Genomic DNA, 16,835 nt, shown 5'->3' with positions numbered 1-16,835 from the left:
TTCCATATTTTAGCGCGGATCGTACGTATGAAAGAAGAGTCCAACGTGTGAAAGATCGTTGGACTCTGATTGCGTTGCTACTACGTTCCGCAAAACGTTTGGTAACGACATGCTGATTCCGCTGGTAAAGTCGTATATTCTACCTGTTCAGGCGTGTACGCATATGGATCAGAAAGGACTGCCAAAAGCCGTTCCATCACAGTGTAGTCGCCCTCTTTCCATGCTGCTTCCAACGCTTCTTCTACACGATGGTTGCGAGGGATGACTGCTGGATTACTCTTTTTCATCAACTGTTGTACCGCAGCGGTGTCTTCTGGCTGTCTCGTTAGTCGCGCTTCCCACTGATCACGCCACTCCGTGAATTCTGTCGTGCCAAACAGCACGGTATCTTCTGGTTGATTAAGAGTGAGCGCACGGAATGTATTCGTATAGTCTGCACGGTGCTCCTTCATCATGTTGAGCAGACCTTCGATCAACGCTTCGTCTTGCTCCTCTTCGTTAAACAATCCGAGCTTTGCCCGCATACCTGAAAGCCAATTGCTGTGATACAGCTTGCTAAATTCGGCAAGAGCATCTTCGGCAATTTTCACAGCCTGCTCTTCATTTTCATGCAGCAACGGCAATAAGCTTTCCGCAAAACGAGAAAGATTCCACACGGCAATGTACGGCTGATTTCCATAAGCGTAGCGGCCTTGAACGTCAATGGAGCTAAATACCGTTGCAGGATCATACGTGTCCATGAAAGCACAAGGACCGTAATCAATGGTTTCTCCGCTGATCGCCATGTTGTCCGTGTTCATTACTCCGTGAATGAAGCCAACGAGCTGCCACTTGGCAATCAACGAAGCTTGACGCTTAATGACTTCCTTCAGTAGGAGGAGATAGCGGTTCTCTTCTGCTTCGATCTCTGGAAAATGTCTTTGCACAGTGTAATCTGCCAAAGCCCGGAGATCTTCTATCGAGCACCATCTTGCCGCGAATTGGAACGTGCCTACTCGGATATGACTGGCAGCGACACGCGTCAAAATGGCACCTGGCAGCTCGGTTTCGCGATAGATAGACTCGCCGGTTGTCACTACTGCAAGGCTGCGAGTAGTAGGAATACCGAGTCCATACATCGCTTCGCTAATGATGTATTCGCGCAGCATCGGACCCAGCGCTGCTCTCCCATCTCCGCCGCGGGAATAAGGCGTTCTGCCTGATCCTTTTAGTTGAATATCAAAGCGCTCTCCGGAGGGTGTAATTTGCTCGCCAAGCAGGAGTGCCCGTCCGTCGCCCAGCATGGTAAAGTGACCGAATTGATGTCCGGCATAGGCTTGTGCGAGAGGCATTGCCCCTTCTGGTGCCTCGTTTCCCGCGAGCATGGCTACAGCATCGGCGCTTTGGAGAGCTTCTGCGTTCAGCCCGAGCGACTTTGCCAATGACTCGTTCAGAATCGCGAGCTTCGGTGCAGGCACAGGTGGTGGGCTCAGTCTGGAATAAAATGATTTCGGCAGCGTTGTATAGCTGTTGTCGAAGTTCCATCCCGGTTCGATTGTTGTTTTTTTGTCTGTCATTGTATCTCCTTTTATCGATTGGTGTATTTGAAAGGGAGTAACCGTACTCTTGATACATTTTGCCAATTTATTATACCCTTTTCATACAAGATTAGAGCACATCGGTCAGGTAAAAAAGTAAAAAAACGCTTGTACGAATCCTGGCACCAGTTGGTCCAATGGAGATCAGCGTAGACAAGTTCAGAAAAACATACGCTCTCCTGCCAATGGAAAAGCGCATGTCGGTATCATCTATTTATTTGGCCTTCTCCAAGATTTCAGCGATGATGTCCAAGGTTTTGACGAGGTCTTCTGCTTCCGTTGCAGACAAGGCGTTTTTAAAAGAACTTCAAGCCCAAGCAAATCAAATTAAATAATGAATAGGCAACGCCAATTGGAGGGAAATTACCATTTACATGATACCAAAAGGTGTTATATCATCATGAAGTAAAACCAAAAGGTGTTATATTTGCAAAAAAGAAACGGAGAGATTTTTGTGGAACAAGTGCAAGATATTAAACAAACGATCGTTTTCGAGGCGCCTATCGAAAAAGTATGGGAAAAAGTATCCACTGCTGAAGCGATTTCTACATGGTTTATGCCCAACGATTTTCAACCAGTCGTAGGTCATGAGTTTCATATCCAATCCCCTTTTGGGCCTTCGCCATGCAAAGTGTTGGAGGTAGAAGCTCCTCATCGCCTTTCTTTTGCTTGGGATACGGACGGTTGGGTAGTCTCGTTTCTGTTGAAAGACTTGGGTGATAAAACGGAGTTTACCCTGATTCATGGTGGTTGGAAAGCAGCGGATGAGATCATCGGAAAAGCAAACGAGAAGAGCGCAGTGATCCGAGACAGAATGAATCAAGGTTGGGTTGGTATTGTTCACGAGCGTCTGAAAAAGGTTGTGGAAGGCTAAATGTCTGCTTCAGCAGAAAAAGTTGATGTATTTCAAGCGATCGCTGACCCTACTCGTCGAGAAGTACTTCGCTTGCTCGCTGAAAAAGAATTGCCGATCTCAGCGATTACCTCTCATTTTCCCATAAGCAGAACTGCTGTGGTCAAGCATCTCCACATTCTAGCCGATGCAGATTTGGTTAAGGGACATAAGGTGGGGCGGGAGAAAATCTATCGGTTGCATCCTGGCCCCTTGACCGAAGTAAAACAGTGGCTCTCTTTTTACGAACAGTTTTGGAACAACAAGCTGTCCATGCTCAAACATTTGGTGGAGACGGATGGACAGACGGTGCTTACGATCTTGCAAACAGAGCCGGATCAACAAAGGAAATAGGTATGTCTTGCTCTTCCCCCTTGATTGTTTTACGCAAATCAAGGGGATTTTTGATCCATCGAAATGATGTTTGTTGTTACTTCAGCGTAGTTGAATTCAACAGCCAATGCCTATTTCATAAGCAGCCAGTTGAAGTCTTCCGGCAAATATTCCTTATCGATGATGGACAGAATGGGAAAAATATTTCGTGGTAGTAAAATAGAAATGACGGACTCGTGTCATAAGGAGATGCCAAATGAATCATCAAAAAGTTGTTCATTTCAGTGATAAGGACTTGGATGGCGAGTCGTGTGCGATCCTGAGTTATCTTGCTTTTTCCAATCAAGAAGTCGTTTCCCGCGGAGTGACTCCGTACACGGTCAATCAAGAAGTACAAAAGTTTATGGAAGAAGAGCTTACCCGCGATATGTATGTTGTGATTACCGATGTGAGTGTCAGTGACGAGGTGGGTTCACTGATTCAGAAAAAAGTCGATGACGGGCATGCTTTTGTCTTGATTGATCATCACCCTACCGCATTGCCATTGGCTTCCAAGTACGAATGGGCAAACGTTATCACGGAAGAAGCGGGAAAAAAGACCTCGGCAACCAGCCTTTATTATGATTACCTGGTAAACCAGGGGCATCTGACCCCTACAGGTATTCTCTCTAACTATGTGGAGCTGGTTCGTTCTTTTGATACGTGGGACTGGGATGCGACTGGGCTTGTTCAAGCAAACCAGCTCAACATTTTATTCTATATGGTCGAACGGGATACATTTGTGCAAAACGTGCTCGGACGCTTGCGTGGTGATGATGTACATACGGATCAGTTCGTTTTTAACGAAATAGAATCGATTCTCATCTACACAGAAGAAAAACGAATCGATGAATTTGAGCAAAAAAAGCTGAAGCAAATGAAGGTGATCCCCGTAGAAATCGATTTAGAAGAGCCAAAAACGTACCAAGTGGGCGTTGTGTTCCTCGAACAATATCACTCCACAACAGGAAATTTCCTATGCAAAAATGCCGAGATGATCGATTTCGTCGCGATGCTCGATCCCGGGAAAGGCAGAATCAGTTTTCGTACCATCCGAGATGATGTGGATCTGTCCGTGATCGCACAGCATTATGGGGGCGGCGGTCATCCAAAAGCTTCAGGCTGCTCCTTTACGGGCGTTACGTTAAAAGCCTTCGTGTACCCAGCTCTGAAAACGAACTAGAACAAGACAAAGAGCCAAGCATTTGCTTTGGCTCTTCTTGTTTCCGGTTGCTTGCTGTACGTTACAGTTCAACAATCTTCGTAGCAATGTTATTGCAAAACTCCCTGTCATGCTCCACAAAAAGGATTGTTGGCGGGTGTTCGAGAAGCAGCTCTTCAATTTGCATGCGCGAAATGACATCAATAAAGTTTAGCGGCTCATCCCAAATATGGAGATGGGCTTTCTCGCAAAGACTTTTCGCAATCAATACTTTCTTCTTCTGACCGCCGCTAAAAGCGGAGATGTCCTTCTCAAATTGCACCCGAGAAAAGTCCAGCTTTCGCAAAATCGATTTAAACAGGCTTTCATCAATCCCGTTGTCTCGCGCAAAGTCCGTTAGATTTCCCTTTAGATGGGAAGTGTCTTGAGATACATACGAGATTTTCAGTTGGCTCCCCTTTCGGAAGGTGCCAGAATGGTCGATGTTTTCCCCGCAAATGAGCTTGAGAATACTGGATTTTCCAGAGCCATTCTTTCCTGCCAGCGCAATACGCTCCCCCTGTTCAATCTTAAAATTGATATCTGAGCAAACCAGCTTCTCTCCGTAATAAATCGAAACCTTCTCCAGTTCGACCAGTTGATTTTTATGATAAGCAAGCTGTGAAATCTTTAAGCTATCCTGGTTTTCAATGTTTTTCAGGAGCTTCGATTTTTCATCGATTGCGGATTGCTGTCTTTGCTCAATCGATTTGGAGCGTTGCATCATTTTCGCTGCCTTATGTCCAATATATCCTTTATCTACCTTGGAACCGGAATTTAAGGTACCATTTTTCGTTTTTTCCACGGCGTGCGACCAGTTGCTTGTTCGTTTTGCTGCATCCGATAAGCGTTTAATGTCTTTTTTCAGCTTCTCGTTCTCAGCGAGTTCATAGTTATCCTGACGCTGTTTATTTTCCCACCAATCGGAGAAATTACCTTTTTGAACTTCGATGTTGGTCTTATTGATGGAAAGGATGTGATCGACGCAGTTATCAAGAAATGCTCGGTCATGCGACACCAGAATATATCCGCTTTTACTATTGAGGTAATCACTGACGAGCTGTCTTGCATGCATATCTAGGTGATTGGTTGGTTCATCAATTAACAGAAAGCTATTTTCCTTAAGAAATAAGGCTGCTAACATTACTTTCGTTTGCTCACCGTTGGACAAGGATTCGAAGGGGCGATACAGGACATCCTCCGAAACCTTGAGGAGCGAGAACTCACGCATTAATTCCCATAGCTGATAGTCTGGGATAATGTCTTCGATAATATCAAGCGTAAGATATTCCTTGTGCTCGACTTGGAAAGGAAAGTATTCAAAGCTGACATGCGCGGTGATCTTTCCGCTGTAATCATATTTACCAAGCAACAGATTGAGGAAGGTCGTCTTCCCTCTTCCGTTTCTTCCTGTAAAGCCCAATTTCCAATCTGTATCGAGTTGGAAGCTCACGTTTTCAAAGATATTATCAAAACTGCCCTCATAGGCGAACGTCAGGTTCGTCACATTGATTAATGACATACAATCATCCTCCTGTATAAAAAATCAAAAAGCTACAAGAAAGTTACCCTCTCTTGTAGCTCAAATAAATACAGCAAATCCAACTCAAAAAGGAGTTAGATAAGGATATATTGATTGAGTGAAAAGATAATGTAACTTTCTTGCGTAGAAAGAATAAAACATGCGATGAGTATCGCTTTTCTGTTTTATTTTTTAAGCAAGAAAAGAATCCATTATACCTTTCAGCTCCTGTCATTAATTTAACTGGATTTTATCATAACCATAATTTAGTTGCAACTTAATTTTACTTAAGCTTACCCGGTGCTGTATAGGAGTTCCATCAACCATCGTGGTATTATATAATTTTCTCCAACAAAAGAAGAAATTTACAAAAGTATTTTGAATTTATCTAATCGTAATTGAATTCATTTTATTTCTTGCATAAGTTTGGGTATTCTCGTTTTGGCATCATCATTCCTGATCGTCCCGACTCAAGCAGCAGATGCGGGAGCAAAAGGAAAAGAGTCTATCGTCCGTCCACAAAAAAATATCTTTGAAGGAAACTGGCGGTACGGTGATACGTTAGTAGTGGCATACGATACGTTCTTTCCGAATGGATGGGTTTCGATTGAAAAAGAGCCACATCGTAATGGTCAGCTTGGCTATGAAGTTGCAAAATATATTATTGGCGCTAATTATGGTCAGGTGGAAAGAATCTACAGCTTTAACATCCCTTCTGGCTGGGTAGAAATCGGTCGAGGTTATAACAGCAAGCGACAGGCTTATTTGGATATCAGAAATGAGACGAAAAAACGATACCAACCTCAAGAGCTGGAGAATAAATGGGTCGCTACCAGCCAGCCTGTACCATATGGCTGGGTCGTAGTAAATCTAAATCTCTTTGAAAAACATATCGTAAATATCACCAGTATCCCTACTGAATCCAGCATTGAAGCGATCAAGCATCCTTCTCCATCCTTTGCTTATGAAATACCAAGAGGCTGGGAGATTACTGTAGACGGACAGAATTCTCGAATCCTCACGAGAAAGTACTAAGAAAAACGGATATAATAAATAAACGACCTGTAGGTAGCACGATGGAAAACCATTCATGCAACCCACAGGTCGTTTTCGTTATGCGAAATGAAGTCTCTCCTTCGGCTTCCAATTAGATGTACAATTGAATCCGATTGCCAGAAGGATCCTCCGTAACAAAATGACCGCTCTCCTCCCGAACGGACGCACCGATTTCTCTTAACTGAGTGATTACACGATTTCTCGCTTCCTCATTCGGGAGCATCATGACAAACGAATCGAGTCCTGGACTTTTAGGATGTGGCGATGGAGCGCCGACACCCGCCCACGTATTCAACCCGATATGATGATGGTACTTTCCAGTGGAGATGAACAGTGCTTGTGCTCCATACCGGTTCACTACCTCAAAGCCAAGTCCTTTTGTATAAAAATGTTCAGCTTCGTTCAATTTCGATACATGCAGATGAATATGTCCCATGATGGTACCAGCAGGCAACCCCTCCCACGCGGTTTGTTCCCCATTGGACAACAAATCTGTAAAATTCAGTGGATCCGTTGCCATGTCTACGGTGCCTTCATGCCAGCTCCATTGATCAGGATTACGATCGACGTAAATTTCTATCCCATTCCCATCCGGGTCCGATAAGTATAACGCTTCACTAACGAGATGATCTGAAGACCCGATACGCAAATTCAACGCAGAGAAGTGTCGGACAACGCTAGCCAAATCAGAGCGTTTTGGCAACAATAGCGCAAAATGATACAAGCCTGTCGTATGATTTTGTTTCGGTAATGCGTCATGGAGTTGTTCGATGGATAGCAGCACTGTTTTGCCGTCAGCAGTCAGTTCCGCCTTTGTGGCAGATTGGTTCAAGATTTTGAATCCGATCACTTCCTGATAATAAGCCAGGGAGCGATCCAGGCTTTGCACCTTGAGATTGACTTGTCGGGCAAATGTATTCGGGCTTTGATGAAAGTTCATGGGAGTGTTCCTCCTCGTTTTTATAAAATGTTGTTTTTCGTATTACAGTCAAGCTGACCATAAACGGTTGTCTCTATTCAGTGATGAACTTGCGTTTCTTACACTTACTATTCGTAATAAAGTTACTATAATATGTTATTTGCGGAATGTCACGAAAAAAAGAGCAATACGTTTTATTCGTTCCTCGTTCTGTCAGTTCGCTTTCTTCACAAGGAAGGCATCCATGCCGTACGCGACGTATATGGCCCAACATGTATTTGGGCTGAAACAACTCCATTCATTTCAGTAATTTCAGTATTGACTAAAATAACTGAAAATATTTAAGATAGTACACATACACATCTTAGGAGGTGATGCATATGAAAAAGGCTGCTTCGATCAGTGCTATGCTCTTGTTTGTCACTACGCTCGTAGGGGTTCTTGGCTCGTACAGCATCATTATGGCACTACCACTTATTGGAGAGGAATTTCATCTGAACCCAGTGGAGCAAGGTGCGATCGTGAGTACTTATTTTTTGGGCTTCGCGATTTTTACCATTCCAGGAGGGATCATTGCTGATAAACGAGGATCGAAGCAGATTATTGTGATCAGCTTGATACTGTGGGCAATATTGACTGCGCTTACAGGGGCGGTCACAGGTTTTGCAGCCTTACTCGTTGTCCGTTTTTTGTTGGGGTTTATCGATGCACCACTAATGCCTGCTATGTTAAAAGCAATTGCCGAACGAACACCTGCAAACATCCGTACCACCACATTATCCATCGTCTCATCAGCCGAACCAATTGGGACTGGACTGGCCCCTTTTCTGGTAGCACCATTGATTGCGATACTGGGATGGCAGGAAACTGCTTTTGTTACAGCAGCAATCGGCCTGATCTTGGCCCCCATTCTCTGGATATTCCTTCCCCGTCCTTTCGTAATTGAACAACCTTCATGCTCAGCATCAAAGTCGAAACCTATCCCTTTCAAGTCTCTTTTCCGTAACGGGCATTTGTGGAAACTAACAAGCATGCTCTGCGGCGTACAAATCGTGATGGTTGGATGCTTGACATGGGTACCTACTTACCTAACAACTGAAAAACATCTCTCTATTACCCAATCAGGCTTTTACGCATCGCTACCTCTTCTCATTTCCATGCTAGGCAATTTGGCTGGAGGTTGGTTGTTTGACCGTTATTTTCATCAAAAGTTTCGAACGATGGTCGTTCCGTCCCTTCTGTTCGCAGCGATTTTCCTTATGCTCATGATACTATCTGAAAATGTCAACCAGTTTCTATTGTTTGAGTCGATCTCTTTGTTTTTTCTCTCCCTTACGACTCAACCCATTCTTGGACTTACCATGCGTATCATTCCCTCAGACGCTTTGGGCACTGCTAGTGGCATTCTGTTAACCGGAGGAAAACTGGCAAGTATTCTTACACCAATCGCGATGGGGGCATTCATTCAGGCGTACTCCTTTCAAGCCGGTTTTGCCTTGTTGCTAGTAGGTGCAGGAATCGCTTTTGTTTCTTCCTTTCTTATCCATCTCAAAAGGAGTGAGGAGCTTGACTGATTTCATACAAAAACTGCTGCAAGACATGCCTGATTTCTCACATTTTCTAACCATTGAGGAATTGGACACCTCTTCTCGTGAATTAGCAGCCGCCTATCCACATCTCGTTACCCTCAGTACCGTTGGTCACTCTACTGACGGACACCCAATCCTCATGCTGCGGATTGGAAATGGTCAGCATCGCGCGCTGTTCGTCGGTTGTCCGCATCCGAATGAGCCGATTGGAGCTCTATCGCTAGAGTATCTCAGCAAAAAGCTATGTGAAGACACTGCCCTATTAGAGCAAATGGATTATACCTTTTATATCGTCAAGGAAATCGATATAGATGGTTGCCGATTGAATGAAGGCTGGTACGGCGGCCCCTTTTCTCCAGACCGTTACATCCGCAGCTACTATCGTCCCAGTATACTCGAACAAGTTGAATGGACATTCCCATATGCGTATAAAACGTTCAGCTTCAGTGAGCCCATTCCTGAAACGGTAGCATTTATGCGAGCGATTGATGAAGCCAAGCCGCATTTCCTCAACAGCTTGCACAGCTCCGATCAAACTGGAACGTTTTATTATGTATCGACTCCTCTTCCTGACGCTGTGTGCCAACAGATCATAAAACTGACCCATGATCACCAATTACCGCTGATGATCGGCGAGCCGGAAGCGCCATTCATGCCACCTATCCAAGATGGTTTTTATCAGCTGCCTGAGCTGTCTACTATGTATGATTACTACGAAAGTATCGTGCCCACGGGAGAAGACCCTGCGAAAGCAATGCTCATGGGGGGCTCTTCCCGCGATTATGCCGGGGGGCGTTACCATACCTTTTGCCTTGTTTCGGAATTATCTTTGTTTACGGATCCAAGGATGGGAGATAAGTCTGAAACCAATCATAGCTACAAGGATGCTACGCTGGACATTGCTAAACTGGAAGGTGAACAAATTGCTTTTTTATCCAAACAGTACCAAAACGCACAGGCATTCATAACGGTACCAACCAGATTTCAGCGATCTGTAGAGGATTTTCTAATCGGTATAGAGGAAGTTCGATCCCATCATTTAAAATCAGCGGAAAGTGATCCCGCTTTGTCGCGCTTCGCAACAGTAGCTGAAATGTTTGACTTAAGACTACGCCCTTTATGGAGCGCTCTATGCTGCTGCAGCATGCTTATTCGCATGCTGGATGCCCAGCCCGAGAACGTCACCCTTTCAGAGATTCGAGCAGAGTCAGAAAAATGGCTGGATCAGGGCTTACAAGAACTCCTCTCCTTTTTTAATTGGTCGATGCGTCCGCTGCGCGAATTGTGTGGTGTCCAGCTAGGTTCTGCCTTGATAATCATGGAGTACCTTCGTAAAAATCACGAAAGCGCTGCTACGCCACAATAATAATCAATGACGTGAGCGCCTGTCAGCAGAGCAGGCGCATTTTCTTTTGGTATTTTCTGAAGAAAGCGATGACTAATGATAGTATAATAGACAAAAGCATGAATATCGGGAAAAACGAGGAAAAAGGAGTCATGAAGTTGGACAAATTAACGCCGGAAACGATGCAATTGATTGAAGAAATGGCTCTCCATCACGAAAATCAAGGATTATCCAGAATTGCTGGCCGGATTATTGGACTGTTGATGGTCTCACAGGAACCCCTTTCATCCGAGCAGATTGCCACTACCTTGCAGGTCAGTCTAGGAAGTGTGTCTACCAATCTGCGCATTCTTCTAAAATTTGGATTCGCGGAAAAAAAGAGTGTGACTGGCGACCGTGTGAGCTATTACATCATGGCACCAGACTCAATTGAGGAAGAGTTTATACAGGGTTTAGAGAGAATCCTATCATTAAAGAATGTCATAGAAAAAGGAATGCAAATTGAAAATTTGAAGCAAAGTGAGCTAGTTATGCAGCGATTCCATGAGACGCTGGAAGCAATTGACCTATACAGGGAATCACTCAACCGAATGCTCGCTGAATGGAAGTCTCGTCGCACGTAACATCAAACACCTTGTATCAATGGAAAAGCAGAAAGGCAGCTTTGGCTCTGAAAAAGCCACGGCTGCCTTTTTTCATAATAGGATCGCATCGATCATTTGACTGGTGATAGCTCGTCTTCCGTCACCCATTTATAATTCTTGACCTCTCCTCCACCTGTTGTAGGCGTGTAATCGATCATATAGACAGTCGTTGCATTTGCCGTATCAAGCTTGGCTGATGCATCGAGCATCCCTTTCACATGATCCGCCTTCAAGACGACTTCCGTTCCCGGATTATACGGTTGCTTGATATGGTTCTTGATTTCCTCTTGAATGATCCATTTATAACCCTTCACAGCGGGCTCACCCGTTGTAGGCGTATAGGTCACTGAATAGGCCGTTGTGTCGTAAGCCCCCACAATTTTTGCTTTCGCCCCTTGCATCCCCGGTTGGTGACTTGCTTTCAAGATGACTTCACTCCCTACTGTATACGTAGGTTTCGGTATAACCTCTACTTGCTCCAGTACATCCGGTGCAGCAGGACCGCCACATGCACTTAACCCCATCGCGGTAACCATCATGAGCGATAACAGTTTCCATTTTTTCATTCTAAACACCCCGAATTCTTAGTTGTCTGTCAAAAGTATTATGGGTACACAAAACCTTCCTTATCCACTTTCATCCTGCTCGTCGCTTTACTTGAATGCATCCTTGGACGGAATTGACAAATCCTTGTTTTCAATCAACTGTATAAGCAGAGCATAGAATTGCTTCCGCTGCTCACTTGGTAGATCCTCGAGTATACTTTCGGCAATATCAGTTTGCAGTGCCAAAACTTGATCAATGCTGGATTGGGCTAATTCCGTGAGCTGGATCAAGGTAGCACGGCGATCAGTCGGATCGGGGATCCGGACCAGCAGCTTGTCACGCTCCAAGGCATCAATAAAATCTGTGACGGTGCGCGGTTTTACACCAGCTCCTTCGAGTCCTTGTCGTCACCTTGATTTTTTCGGTCATGAATGGAACGATGTTGAATGTTGCTTTACCGGAAATTGCACAGGAATTCATCTGATGCCTTCGCAAGTCAGTTGGATAATGACGGGATACATGGTCGTCTATGCCATCGGATCGGTTGTTTTTGGCAAGCTGGCTGACCAATATAGGCTTAAGGACCTTCTGACATACGGTCTCCTTATTTTCGCAGTTGGTTCCATTGTAGGGATGATCGCCACGGAATATTGGATGATCGTTCTTGGACGCATCTTGCAAGCCTCTGGTGCATCAGTTCTGCCAGCGACCGCCATGATTATTCCGATTCGCTATTTCGCTCCTAAACAACGAGGACGAGCTCTTGGTCTTGTACTGTTCCCTGCCGCAATTGCCTCTGCACTCATGGGACGTAAAGGCGGTCTGCTCGCAGATGAACACGGGAACTTCTTTGTTGTCTCGCTTGCTGCTTTCTTTATGCTTGTATGCTTCAGCCTGCTCTCGACCTTCGTTGGCACTTCGCCAATCGCCGTTGCTGTCATTCTCATCGTGGGAGTTTGGATGTTGTATCGCCTGCAATTCCATGCCAGTAAAACTCTTGTCCATAAAGACGAATCATTCAAGTAAAATGTTTCATGTAAAAAGAAACCAGTTCTAAGGACCTGCTCGTATCCTGAACTGGTTTTCGTTCTATTCCGCGGCAAGGGCTGGAAAAGATGCTGCGACCTTTTCTTTTCTGATCTTTCTGTCAAATCCATTGAAAAGCTCTGTATCTAATCACGTTTTTGCAGGGTCTGCAAATGGAACAAAGGGTGTATGCACGTGATTGTTCCTCCTTCGACCGATTGGCATTTAAGACTCTTTCCCCGGTAATTCCCCCCGAAGGTAACGTTCGCCCCACTCACACATGAGATCCATGATTGGTTTGAGCGTTTCACCCAATTCACTCAATTCATACTCGACTTTTGGGGGTACTTGGCTGTACACCGTCCTGATGACGATTCCATCCTCTTCTAGCTCACGTAGCTGCTTTCGATCCAGTTTTATGGAAGGCTGATGAGCCAGATTGGAACAATGGCGATAAGAAATATTCCGAAGAGGTCGAGGTTGAAATGGAGCGCATGAAAAAACACGACGCACTTGCGTTCATTTTTCCGATCTGGTGGTTCAGTATTCCAGCCATGTTAAAAGGATATATCGATCGTGTCTGGAATAATGGGTTTGCCTATGGCTCAAGCAGGCTGCATCATAAACACGCATTATGGATCGGCCTTGCAGCAGCAACGGAAGAGCAATTTGCCAAAAGGAATTATGACGAAATGATGCGTCATCACCTTAATGTCGGAATTGCCGATTATGTCGGACTCCACGATTCAAAAGTCGAGTTCTTGTATGATACCTTGGCAAATGATCCTGGGCATATTGGTCGGCTATTCAACCACGCTTACGAACTGGGCTTCCATTATGGGAAATCAAAAAGTGAATAAGTTTCTGACAGGAAATAAGAAAGCCTTCTTTCTCTTTAATAGAAAAGGAAGGCTTTCTACCACTCTACATCTTATTAAGCTAAAACCTCAACGGTAAACCCACCTGGGGCTTTTACATAAAACGTCCAGCCATGTGACCGTACCGGTGGAGCAACGTTGTAGCCATCTTCTTTCAGGCGTTGATTGATTTCATTTACTTTCTCTTCGCTCTCCTGGATGAAGCCGATATGAAAGGTCTTGGGATATTGGACTTCGGCACCCTTCATCAAGGTAAACACCAGGCCGTTATCGTCAAATAGGACCCCGAAATTATCGCCACGGGCATCATCCGACGTATCTAACTTTTTCAGGCCAAAATATTTCTCCAAGAAATTAGAAGCAGCTGGAACATCCGTAACGGTAAGATTGACGTGATTTAATTTCATAATGACCACACATCCTTTGCACGAGATTACTTCAAGCGTAGCACATTCATGCAAATGCTAAGCTTAATAAGCTCCGAGGCTGATCATTGTCATGATTATCCGTCACTTATCTTTAAGGTTTCACGATAAATCTATTTGCTCGCCCCTACTTTTGATTTGTTTACGATATGAATGGCATGACCTAACACCGCTTCGGCAGCCTCCAGCCATACCTCGCTTAAGGTGGGATGCGGATGCATGGTTAACGCCACATCTTCTACACGTGCAGCAAGCTCCAGTGCCAGCACACCCTCCCCGATCAGGTTCGATGCATCCGCACCTACAACGTGCATTCCCAACAATAAATGGCTTTCCTGATCCACTATCACTTCTGCAAAACCTTCTCCTTCATCCATGACGAGTGCTCTCCCATTAGCCCGATAAGGGAACGCCGCTGTCTTGACTTTGTACCCTTGAAGCTCTGCCTCTTCTCGTGTCATCCCCACACCAGCAACTTGCGGCTCGGTAAAAATCACATAAGGGACATAAGGGGAATCTACACTGCTAGGCAGTCCTGCGATTACCTCGGCTGTCACAATCCCTTGCTTCGTCGCACGATGGGCTAACGCAGGGCCAGGTGTTACATCGCCGATGGCATAAATATGCGCCTTGTTCGTACTGCCAGTCGATGTCACGGGAATATAGCCGCGCTCGTCCATTTCTACTCCCGCCTGGGCAAGTCCGAGTTCACCTGTATTAGGCACTCGCCCTATAGTAACGAGCGTTTTATGTGCGGTGATACTTTCGGAACCGTTCTTTTCCGAAGCGAGTGCGAGCGTGACTCTTCCACCTGCTACCTCAGCCTTCTCTACTTTTGTCGCGATCTTTACCGTCATCCCGAGCTGTTTCGCCTGCTTGAGCACTTCCAAAGAGAGATGGGCAGCTGTTTGCGGCAAGATGCGCTCGGCTGCCTCAATGACAGTCACCTGCGATCCAAGCTTGGCGAACGCCATCCCGAGCTCCATTCCAATATAGCCCCCGCCGATAATGGCCAGTGTTTCCGGTACTTCCTCCAATGCCAGCATATCAGTAGAATCCAGAATATATTCTCCATCTGTTTTCAAAAACGGTGGAATGAATGGACGTGATCCTGTCGCGATGATTGCTTGTTTGAATTTGTACGTTTCAAAATCGCCACCCGTCTCTACGCCAATCCGAACACTCGAGAGAAATGTCGCTGTCCCCTTCACGACAGTAACCCCATTGGCCTGACAGAGATAATCTACCCCTTTGTTCAGTTGAGCAACGATAGAAGACTTCCACGACTGCCAGCTCGGCATATGGAACGTCGCTTTCCCTGTAGGCAGTTGGATTCCAAGCTTATTCAGATTACTTAGCTTGTGATATTCGCCTGCTGTATGAATCAACGCTTTCGACGGGATGCATCCGCGATTCAAGCAGACCCCACCCAGTACTTCTTTTTCAATCAGAACGACCGATTTCCCCAGCTGTCCGAGACGAATAGCGGCTGCATAACCTCCTGGCCCACCACCTATGACAACCACATCTGTTTCGACTGCTACTTCGCCGACTACCATCTATACCATCTCCGCAAACAATAGATTCGGATCTTCCAGCAGCTCCTTGATCCGGTTGGTAAAACGTACTGCCGTCACGCCATCGATCAGGCGGTGATCAAACGAAAGCGACAGGTTCATCATCCAGCGAATGACGCCCTCATCCTCACGCACGACCCATCGTTTCTCCATTTTATGCAAACTGATAATAGCCACTTCCGGGTGATTAATGATGGGAGTTGCTTGCAGTCCCCCGATTGGACCTACATTGCTAATCGTGAAGGTGCCACCTGTTATGTGTTCCATGGTCAATTTACCTTCGCGAGCCAAGCGTGCCAGTTGATCGATTTCTTCTGCGAGTTGAAAAATCGATTTGTGGTCTGCATCCTTGATGACTGGTACGATCAAGCCCTCAGACGTATCTGTGGCAATGCCGATATTGTAAAAGCGCTTCAGTAGAATTTCATTGGTGCTATCATCAATCGATGCATTCAGCATCGGGAATTCCTTCAGTGCAATGACCAGCGCCTTGATAAAGAACGGCAGGAAGGTCAACTTGATATTGCGCTTATCCGCATGTGGCTTTAACTTTTCGCGCAAAGCACGCAGCTGATCCATTTCCAGCTCATCGACAGAAGTCACATGCGGAATGATCGTGACTGATTTCACCATATGCTCGGCAATCTTTTTCCGGATGCCTTTTAACGGTAGCCGTTCGATATCCCCCTGCGACGAAGTGGCTACACGAGTAGCGGTCCCTGTTTTCGGCTGAACAACCGCTTCAGTCTCAACCGCCACTGTACTTGCCTCCAACAGACGCTCATTGCCAGTAGCCGTCGTCGGAAACTTAGCTGGTGCTGATTTTTGCAGTCGATTGGCGAATTGGCGCAAATCTTCTTCCGTCACACGCCCCGCTGCTCCTGTACCCGTGACCAACTCGATATCCAGCTTCATCTCCCGTGCCAGCTGCCGAACGTATGGCGTGGCCAATGAGCGTCGGTGGTCAGCACGAGCTGGTGCAAAATTGACTGTCTTTGTCTCTTCCTTCTTTGCTTCCGTACCTGCATCGATCACGAGAAGGGTAGTTCCGACCTCTACTGTTTCCCCTTCCGATATGAAGATTTCACGAATGATGCCAGTCACTGGCGCAGACAACTCGGCATTCACCTTGTCTGTCTGCACCTCAAGCAGTGGCTGATCCTGTTGAACGGATTCACCCGTTCGTACCAGCACTTTTACGATTTCTCCTTCATGCATACCTTCTCCCACATCAGGAAGCTTGAACTCAACCATATGATTCGCTCC

14 protein-coding genes and 4 pseudogenes are annotated in these 16,835 nt (G+C 45.7%); 9 read left to right on the top strand and 9 right to left on the bottom strand.

Translation table 11 applies throughout. From position 1 onward, the window contains the following. Positions 1-80 precede the first annotated feature (80 nt). Positions 81-1,556 carry a protein adenylyltransferase SelO gene (locus ACKKE8_RS15390; protein WP_409178898.1) on the bottom strand — a complete coding sequence of 492 codons (1,476 nt, stop codon included), beginning with the start codon at positions 1,554-1,556 and terminating at the stop codon, positions 81-83. Positions 1,557-2,031: 475 nt separating this feature from the next. Between ACKKE8_RS15390 and ACKKE8_RS15385 the strand changes: the two genes are divergently transcribed. The 3 genes from ACKKE8_RS15385 to ACKKE8_RS15375 all read left to right on the top strand — a co-directional run bounded on the left by ACKKE8_RS15385 (position 2,032) and on the right by ACKKE8_RS15375 (position 4,024). Then, positions 2,032-2,451: an SRPBCC family protein gene (locus ACKKE8_RS15385; RefSeq protein ID WP_409178897.1), complete on the top strand. Its 420-nt coding sequence runs from the start codon at positions 2,032-2,034 to the stop codon at positions 2,449-2,451. Further along, positions 2,452-2,823 carry an ArsR/SmtB family transcription factor gene (locus ACKKE8_RS15380; protein WP_409178896.1) on the top strand — a complete coding sequence of 124 codons (372 nt, stop codon included), beginning with the start codon at positions 2,452-2,454 and terminating at the stop codon, positions 2,821-2,823. 235 nt (positions 2,824-3,058) lie between these two features. Beyond that, entirely contained in the window at positions 3,059-4,024 is a 966-nt protein-coding gene (locus ACKKE8_RS15375) for a DHH family phosphoesterase (protein ID WP_409178895.1), read from the top strand. 61 nt (positions 4,025-4,085) lie between these two features. On the opposite strand, the gene ACKKE8_RS15370 is transcribed toward ACKKE8_RS15375, so the two are convergent. Continuing rightward, entirely contained in the window at positions 4,086-5,564 is a 1,479-nt protein-coding gene (locus ACKKE8_RS15370) for an Lsa family ABC-F type ribosomal protection protein (RefSeq protein ID WP_409178894.1), read from the bottom strand. Positions 5,565-6,005: 441 nt separating this feature from the next. Here ACKKE8_RS15370 and ACKKE8_RS15365 point away from each other — a divergent pair, with 441 nt between their 5' ends. Then, a complete protein-coding gene (locus ACKKE8_RS15365; RefSeq protein WP_409178893.1) occupies positions 6,006-6,599 on the top strand; it encodes a hypothetical protein in 594 nt (197 codons plus the stop codon). 112 nt (positions 6,600-6,711) lie between these two features. On the opposite strand, the gene ACKKE8_RS15360 is transcribed toward ACKKE8_RS15365, so the two are convergent. Then, the gene (locus ACKKE8_RS15360) at positions 6,712-7,560 is read right to left on the bottom strand and encodes a VOC family protein (protein WP_409178892.1); all 849 of its coding nucleotides are present in this window, start codon (positions 7,558-7,560) and stop codon (positions 6,712-6,714) included. 359 nt (positions 7,561-7,919) lie between these two features. Here ACKKE8_RS15360 and ACKKE8_RS15355 point away from each other — a divergent pair, with 359 nt between their 5' ends. The 3 genes from ACKKE8_RS15355 to ACKKE8_RS15345 all read left to right on the top strand — a co-directional run bounded on the left by ACKKE8_RS15355 (position 7,920) and on the right by ACKKE8_RS15345 (position 11,096). Continuing rightward, on the top strand, positions 7,920-9,113 hold the full coding sequence (locus ACKKE8_RS15355; protein WP_409178891.1) for an MFS transporter: 1,194 nt from the start codon (positions 7,920-7,922) through the stop codon (positions 9,111-9,113). Beyond that, positions 9,106-10,494 (top strand): M14 family zinc carboxypeptidase, encoded by a 1,389-nt coding sequence (locus ACKKE8_RS15350; protein WP_409178890.1) that lies wholly within the window; start codon positions 9,106-9,108, stop codon positions 10,492-10,494. The genes ACKKE8_RS15355 and ACKKE8_RS15350 overlap by 8 nt, the downstream gene beginning before the upstream one ends. Before the next feature lie 131 nt (positions 10,495-10,625). Next, complete coding sequence (locus ACKKE8_RS15345; RefSeq protein WP_409178889.1) at positions 10,626-11,096, top strand: GbsR/MarR family transcriptional regulator; 471 nt, start codon at positions 10,626-10,628, stop codon at positions 11,094-11,096. Between the two features lie 92 nt (positions 11,097-11,188). Here the strand turns inward: ACKKE8_RS15345 and ACKKE8_RS15340 are convergent, their stop codons facing one another. After that, entirely contained in the window at positions 11,189-11,683 is a 495-nt protein-coding gene (locus ACKKE8_RS15340) for a DUF1541 domain-containing protein (protein WP_409178888.1), read from the bottom strand. Positions 11,684-11,770: 87 nt separating this feature from the next. Next, positions 11,771-12,049 (bottom strand): annotated as a pseudogene (locus ACKKE8_RS15335) (MarR family winged helix-turn-helix transcriptional regulator); the annotation flags it as partial. A 26-nt stretch (positions 12,050-12,075) separates the two neighbouring features. Between ACKKE8_RS15335 and ACKKE8_RS15330 the strand changes: the two are divergent. Beyond that, positions 12,076-12,617, top strand: a pseudogene (locus ACKKE8_RS15330) (MFS transporter); the annotation flags it as partial. A gap of 297 nt (positions 12,618-12,914) precedes the next feature. Here the strand turns inward: ACKKE8_RS15330 and ACKKE8_RS15325 are convergent. Further along, a pseudogene (locus ACKKE8_RS15325) lies at positions 12,915-13,097 on the bottom strand (winged helix-turn-helix transcriptional regulator); the annotation flags it as partial. On the opposite strand from ACKKE8_RS15325, the pseudogene ACKKE8_RS15320 reads away from it, so the two are divergent. After that, positions 13,082-13,549: pseudogene (locus tag ACKKE8_RS15320) on the top strand (NAD(P)H oxidoreductase); the annotation flags it as partial. The pseudogenes ACKKE8_RS15325 and ACKKE8_RS15320 overlap by 16 nt on opposite strands. Before the next feature lie 74 nt (positions 13,550-13,623). Here ACKKE8_RS15320 and ACKKE8_RS15315 read toward each other — a convergent pair. From ACKKE8_RS15315 to ACKKE8_RS15305, 3 genes are all read right to left on the bottom strand, one after another. Beyond that, positions 13,624-13,974, bottom strand: coding sequence for a VOC family protein (locus tag ACKKE8_RS15315; RefSeq protein WP_409178887.1), 351 nt, complete (start codon positions 13,972-13,974; stop codon positions 13,624-13,626). A gap of 131 nt (positions 13,975-14,105) precedes the next feature. Continuing rightward, positions 14,106-15,551, bottom strand: coding sequence for a dihydrolipoyl dehydrogenase (gene lpdA, locus ACKKE8_RS15310; RefSeq protein ID WP_409178886.1), 1,446 nt, complete (start codon positions 15,549-15,551; stop codon positions 14,106-14,108). Next, positions 15,552-16,823, bottom strand: coding sequence for a dihydrolipoamide acetyltransferase family protein (locus tag ACKKE8_RS15305; protein ID WP_409178885.1), 1,272 nt, complete (start codon positions 16,821-16,823; stop codon positions 15,552-15,554). It lies immediately after the preceding gene. Positions 16,824-16,835 lie beyond the last annotated feature (12 nt).

It is taken from the genome of Brevibacillus fortis (genome assembly GCF_046196545.1).
Lineage (GTDB): Bacteria > Bacillota > Bacilli > Brevibacillales > Brevibacillaceae > Brevibacillus > Brevibacillus fortis_A.
The sequence above is the reverse complement of the archived record's forward strand: the minus strand, read 5'-3'. Positions and strand labels throughout refer to the sequence as shown.

Excerpts from the sequence above, each read along its gene's own strand:
- ACKKE8_RS15315 (WP_409178887.1), bottom strand. The coding sequence starts at position 13,974 with ATGAAATTAAATCACGTCAATCTTACCGTTACGGATGTTCCAGCTGCT.
- ACKKE8_RS15370 (WP_409178894.1), bottom strand. The coding sequence starts at position 5,564 with ATGTCATTAATCAATGTGACGAACCTGACGTTCGCCTATGAGGGCAGT.
- ACKKE8_RS15375 (WP_409178895.1), top strand. The coding sequence starts at position 3,059 with ATGAATCATCAAAAAGTTGTTCATTTCAGTGATAAGGACTTGGATGGC.
- ACKKE8_RS15380 (WP_409178896.1), top strand. The coding sequence starts at position 2,452 with ATGTCTGCTTCAGCAGAAAAAGTTGATGTATTTCAAGCGATCGCTGAC.
- ACKKE8_RS15360 (WP_409178892.1), bottom strand. The coding sequence starts at position 7,560 with ATGAACTTTCATCAAAGCCCGAATACATTTGCCCGACAAGTCAATCTC.
- ACKKE8_RS15390 (WP_409178898.1), bottom strand. The coding sequence starts at position 1,556 with ATGACAGACAAAAAAACAACAATCGAACCGGGATGGAACTTCGACAAC.
- ACKKE8_RS15355 (WP_409178891.1), top strand. The coding sequence starts at position 7,920 with ATGAAAAAGGCTGCTTCGATCAGTGCTATGCTCTTGTTTGTCACTACG.
- ACKKE8_RS15340 (WP_409178888.1), bottom strand. The coding sequence starts at position 11,683 with ATGAAAAAATGGAAACTGTTATCGCTCATGATGGTTACCGCGATGGGG.
- ACKKE8_RS15305 (WP_409178885.1), bottom strand. The coding sequence starts at position 16,823 with ATGGTTGAGTTCAAGCTTCCTGATGTGGGAGAAGGTATGCATGAAGGA.
- lpdA (WP_409178886.1), bottom strand. The coding sequence starts at position 15,551 with ATGGTAGTCGGCGAAGTAGCAGTCGAAACAGATGTGGTTGTCATAGGT.
- ACKKE8_RS15345 (WP_409178889.1), top strand. The coding sequence starts at position 10,626 with ATGAAGTTGGACAAATTAACGCCGGAAACGATGCAATTGATTGAAGAA.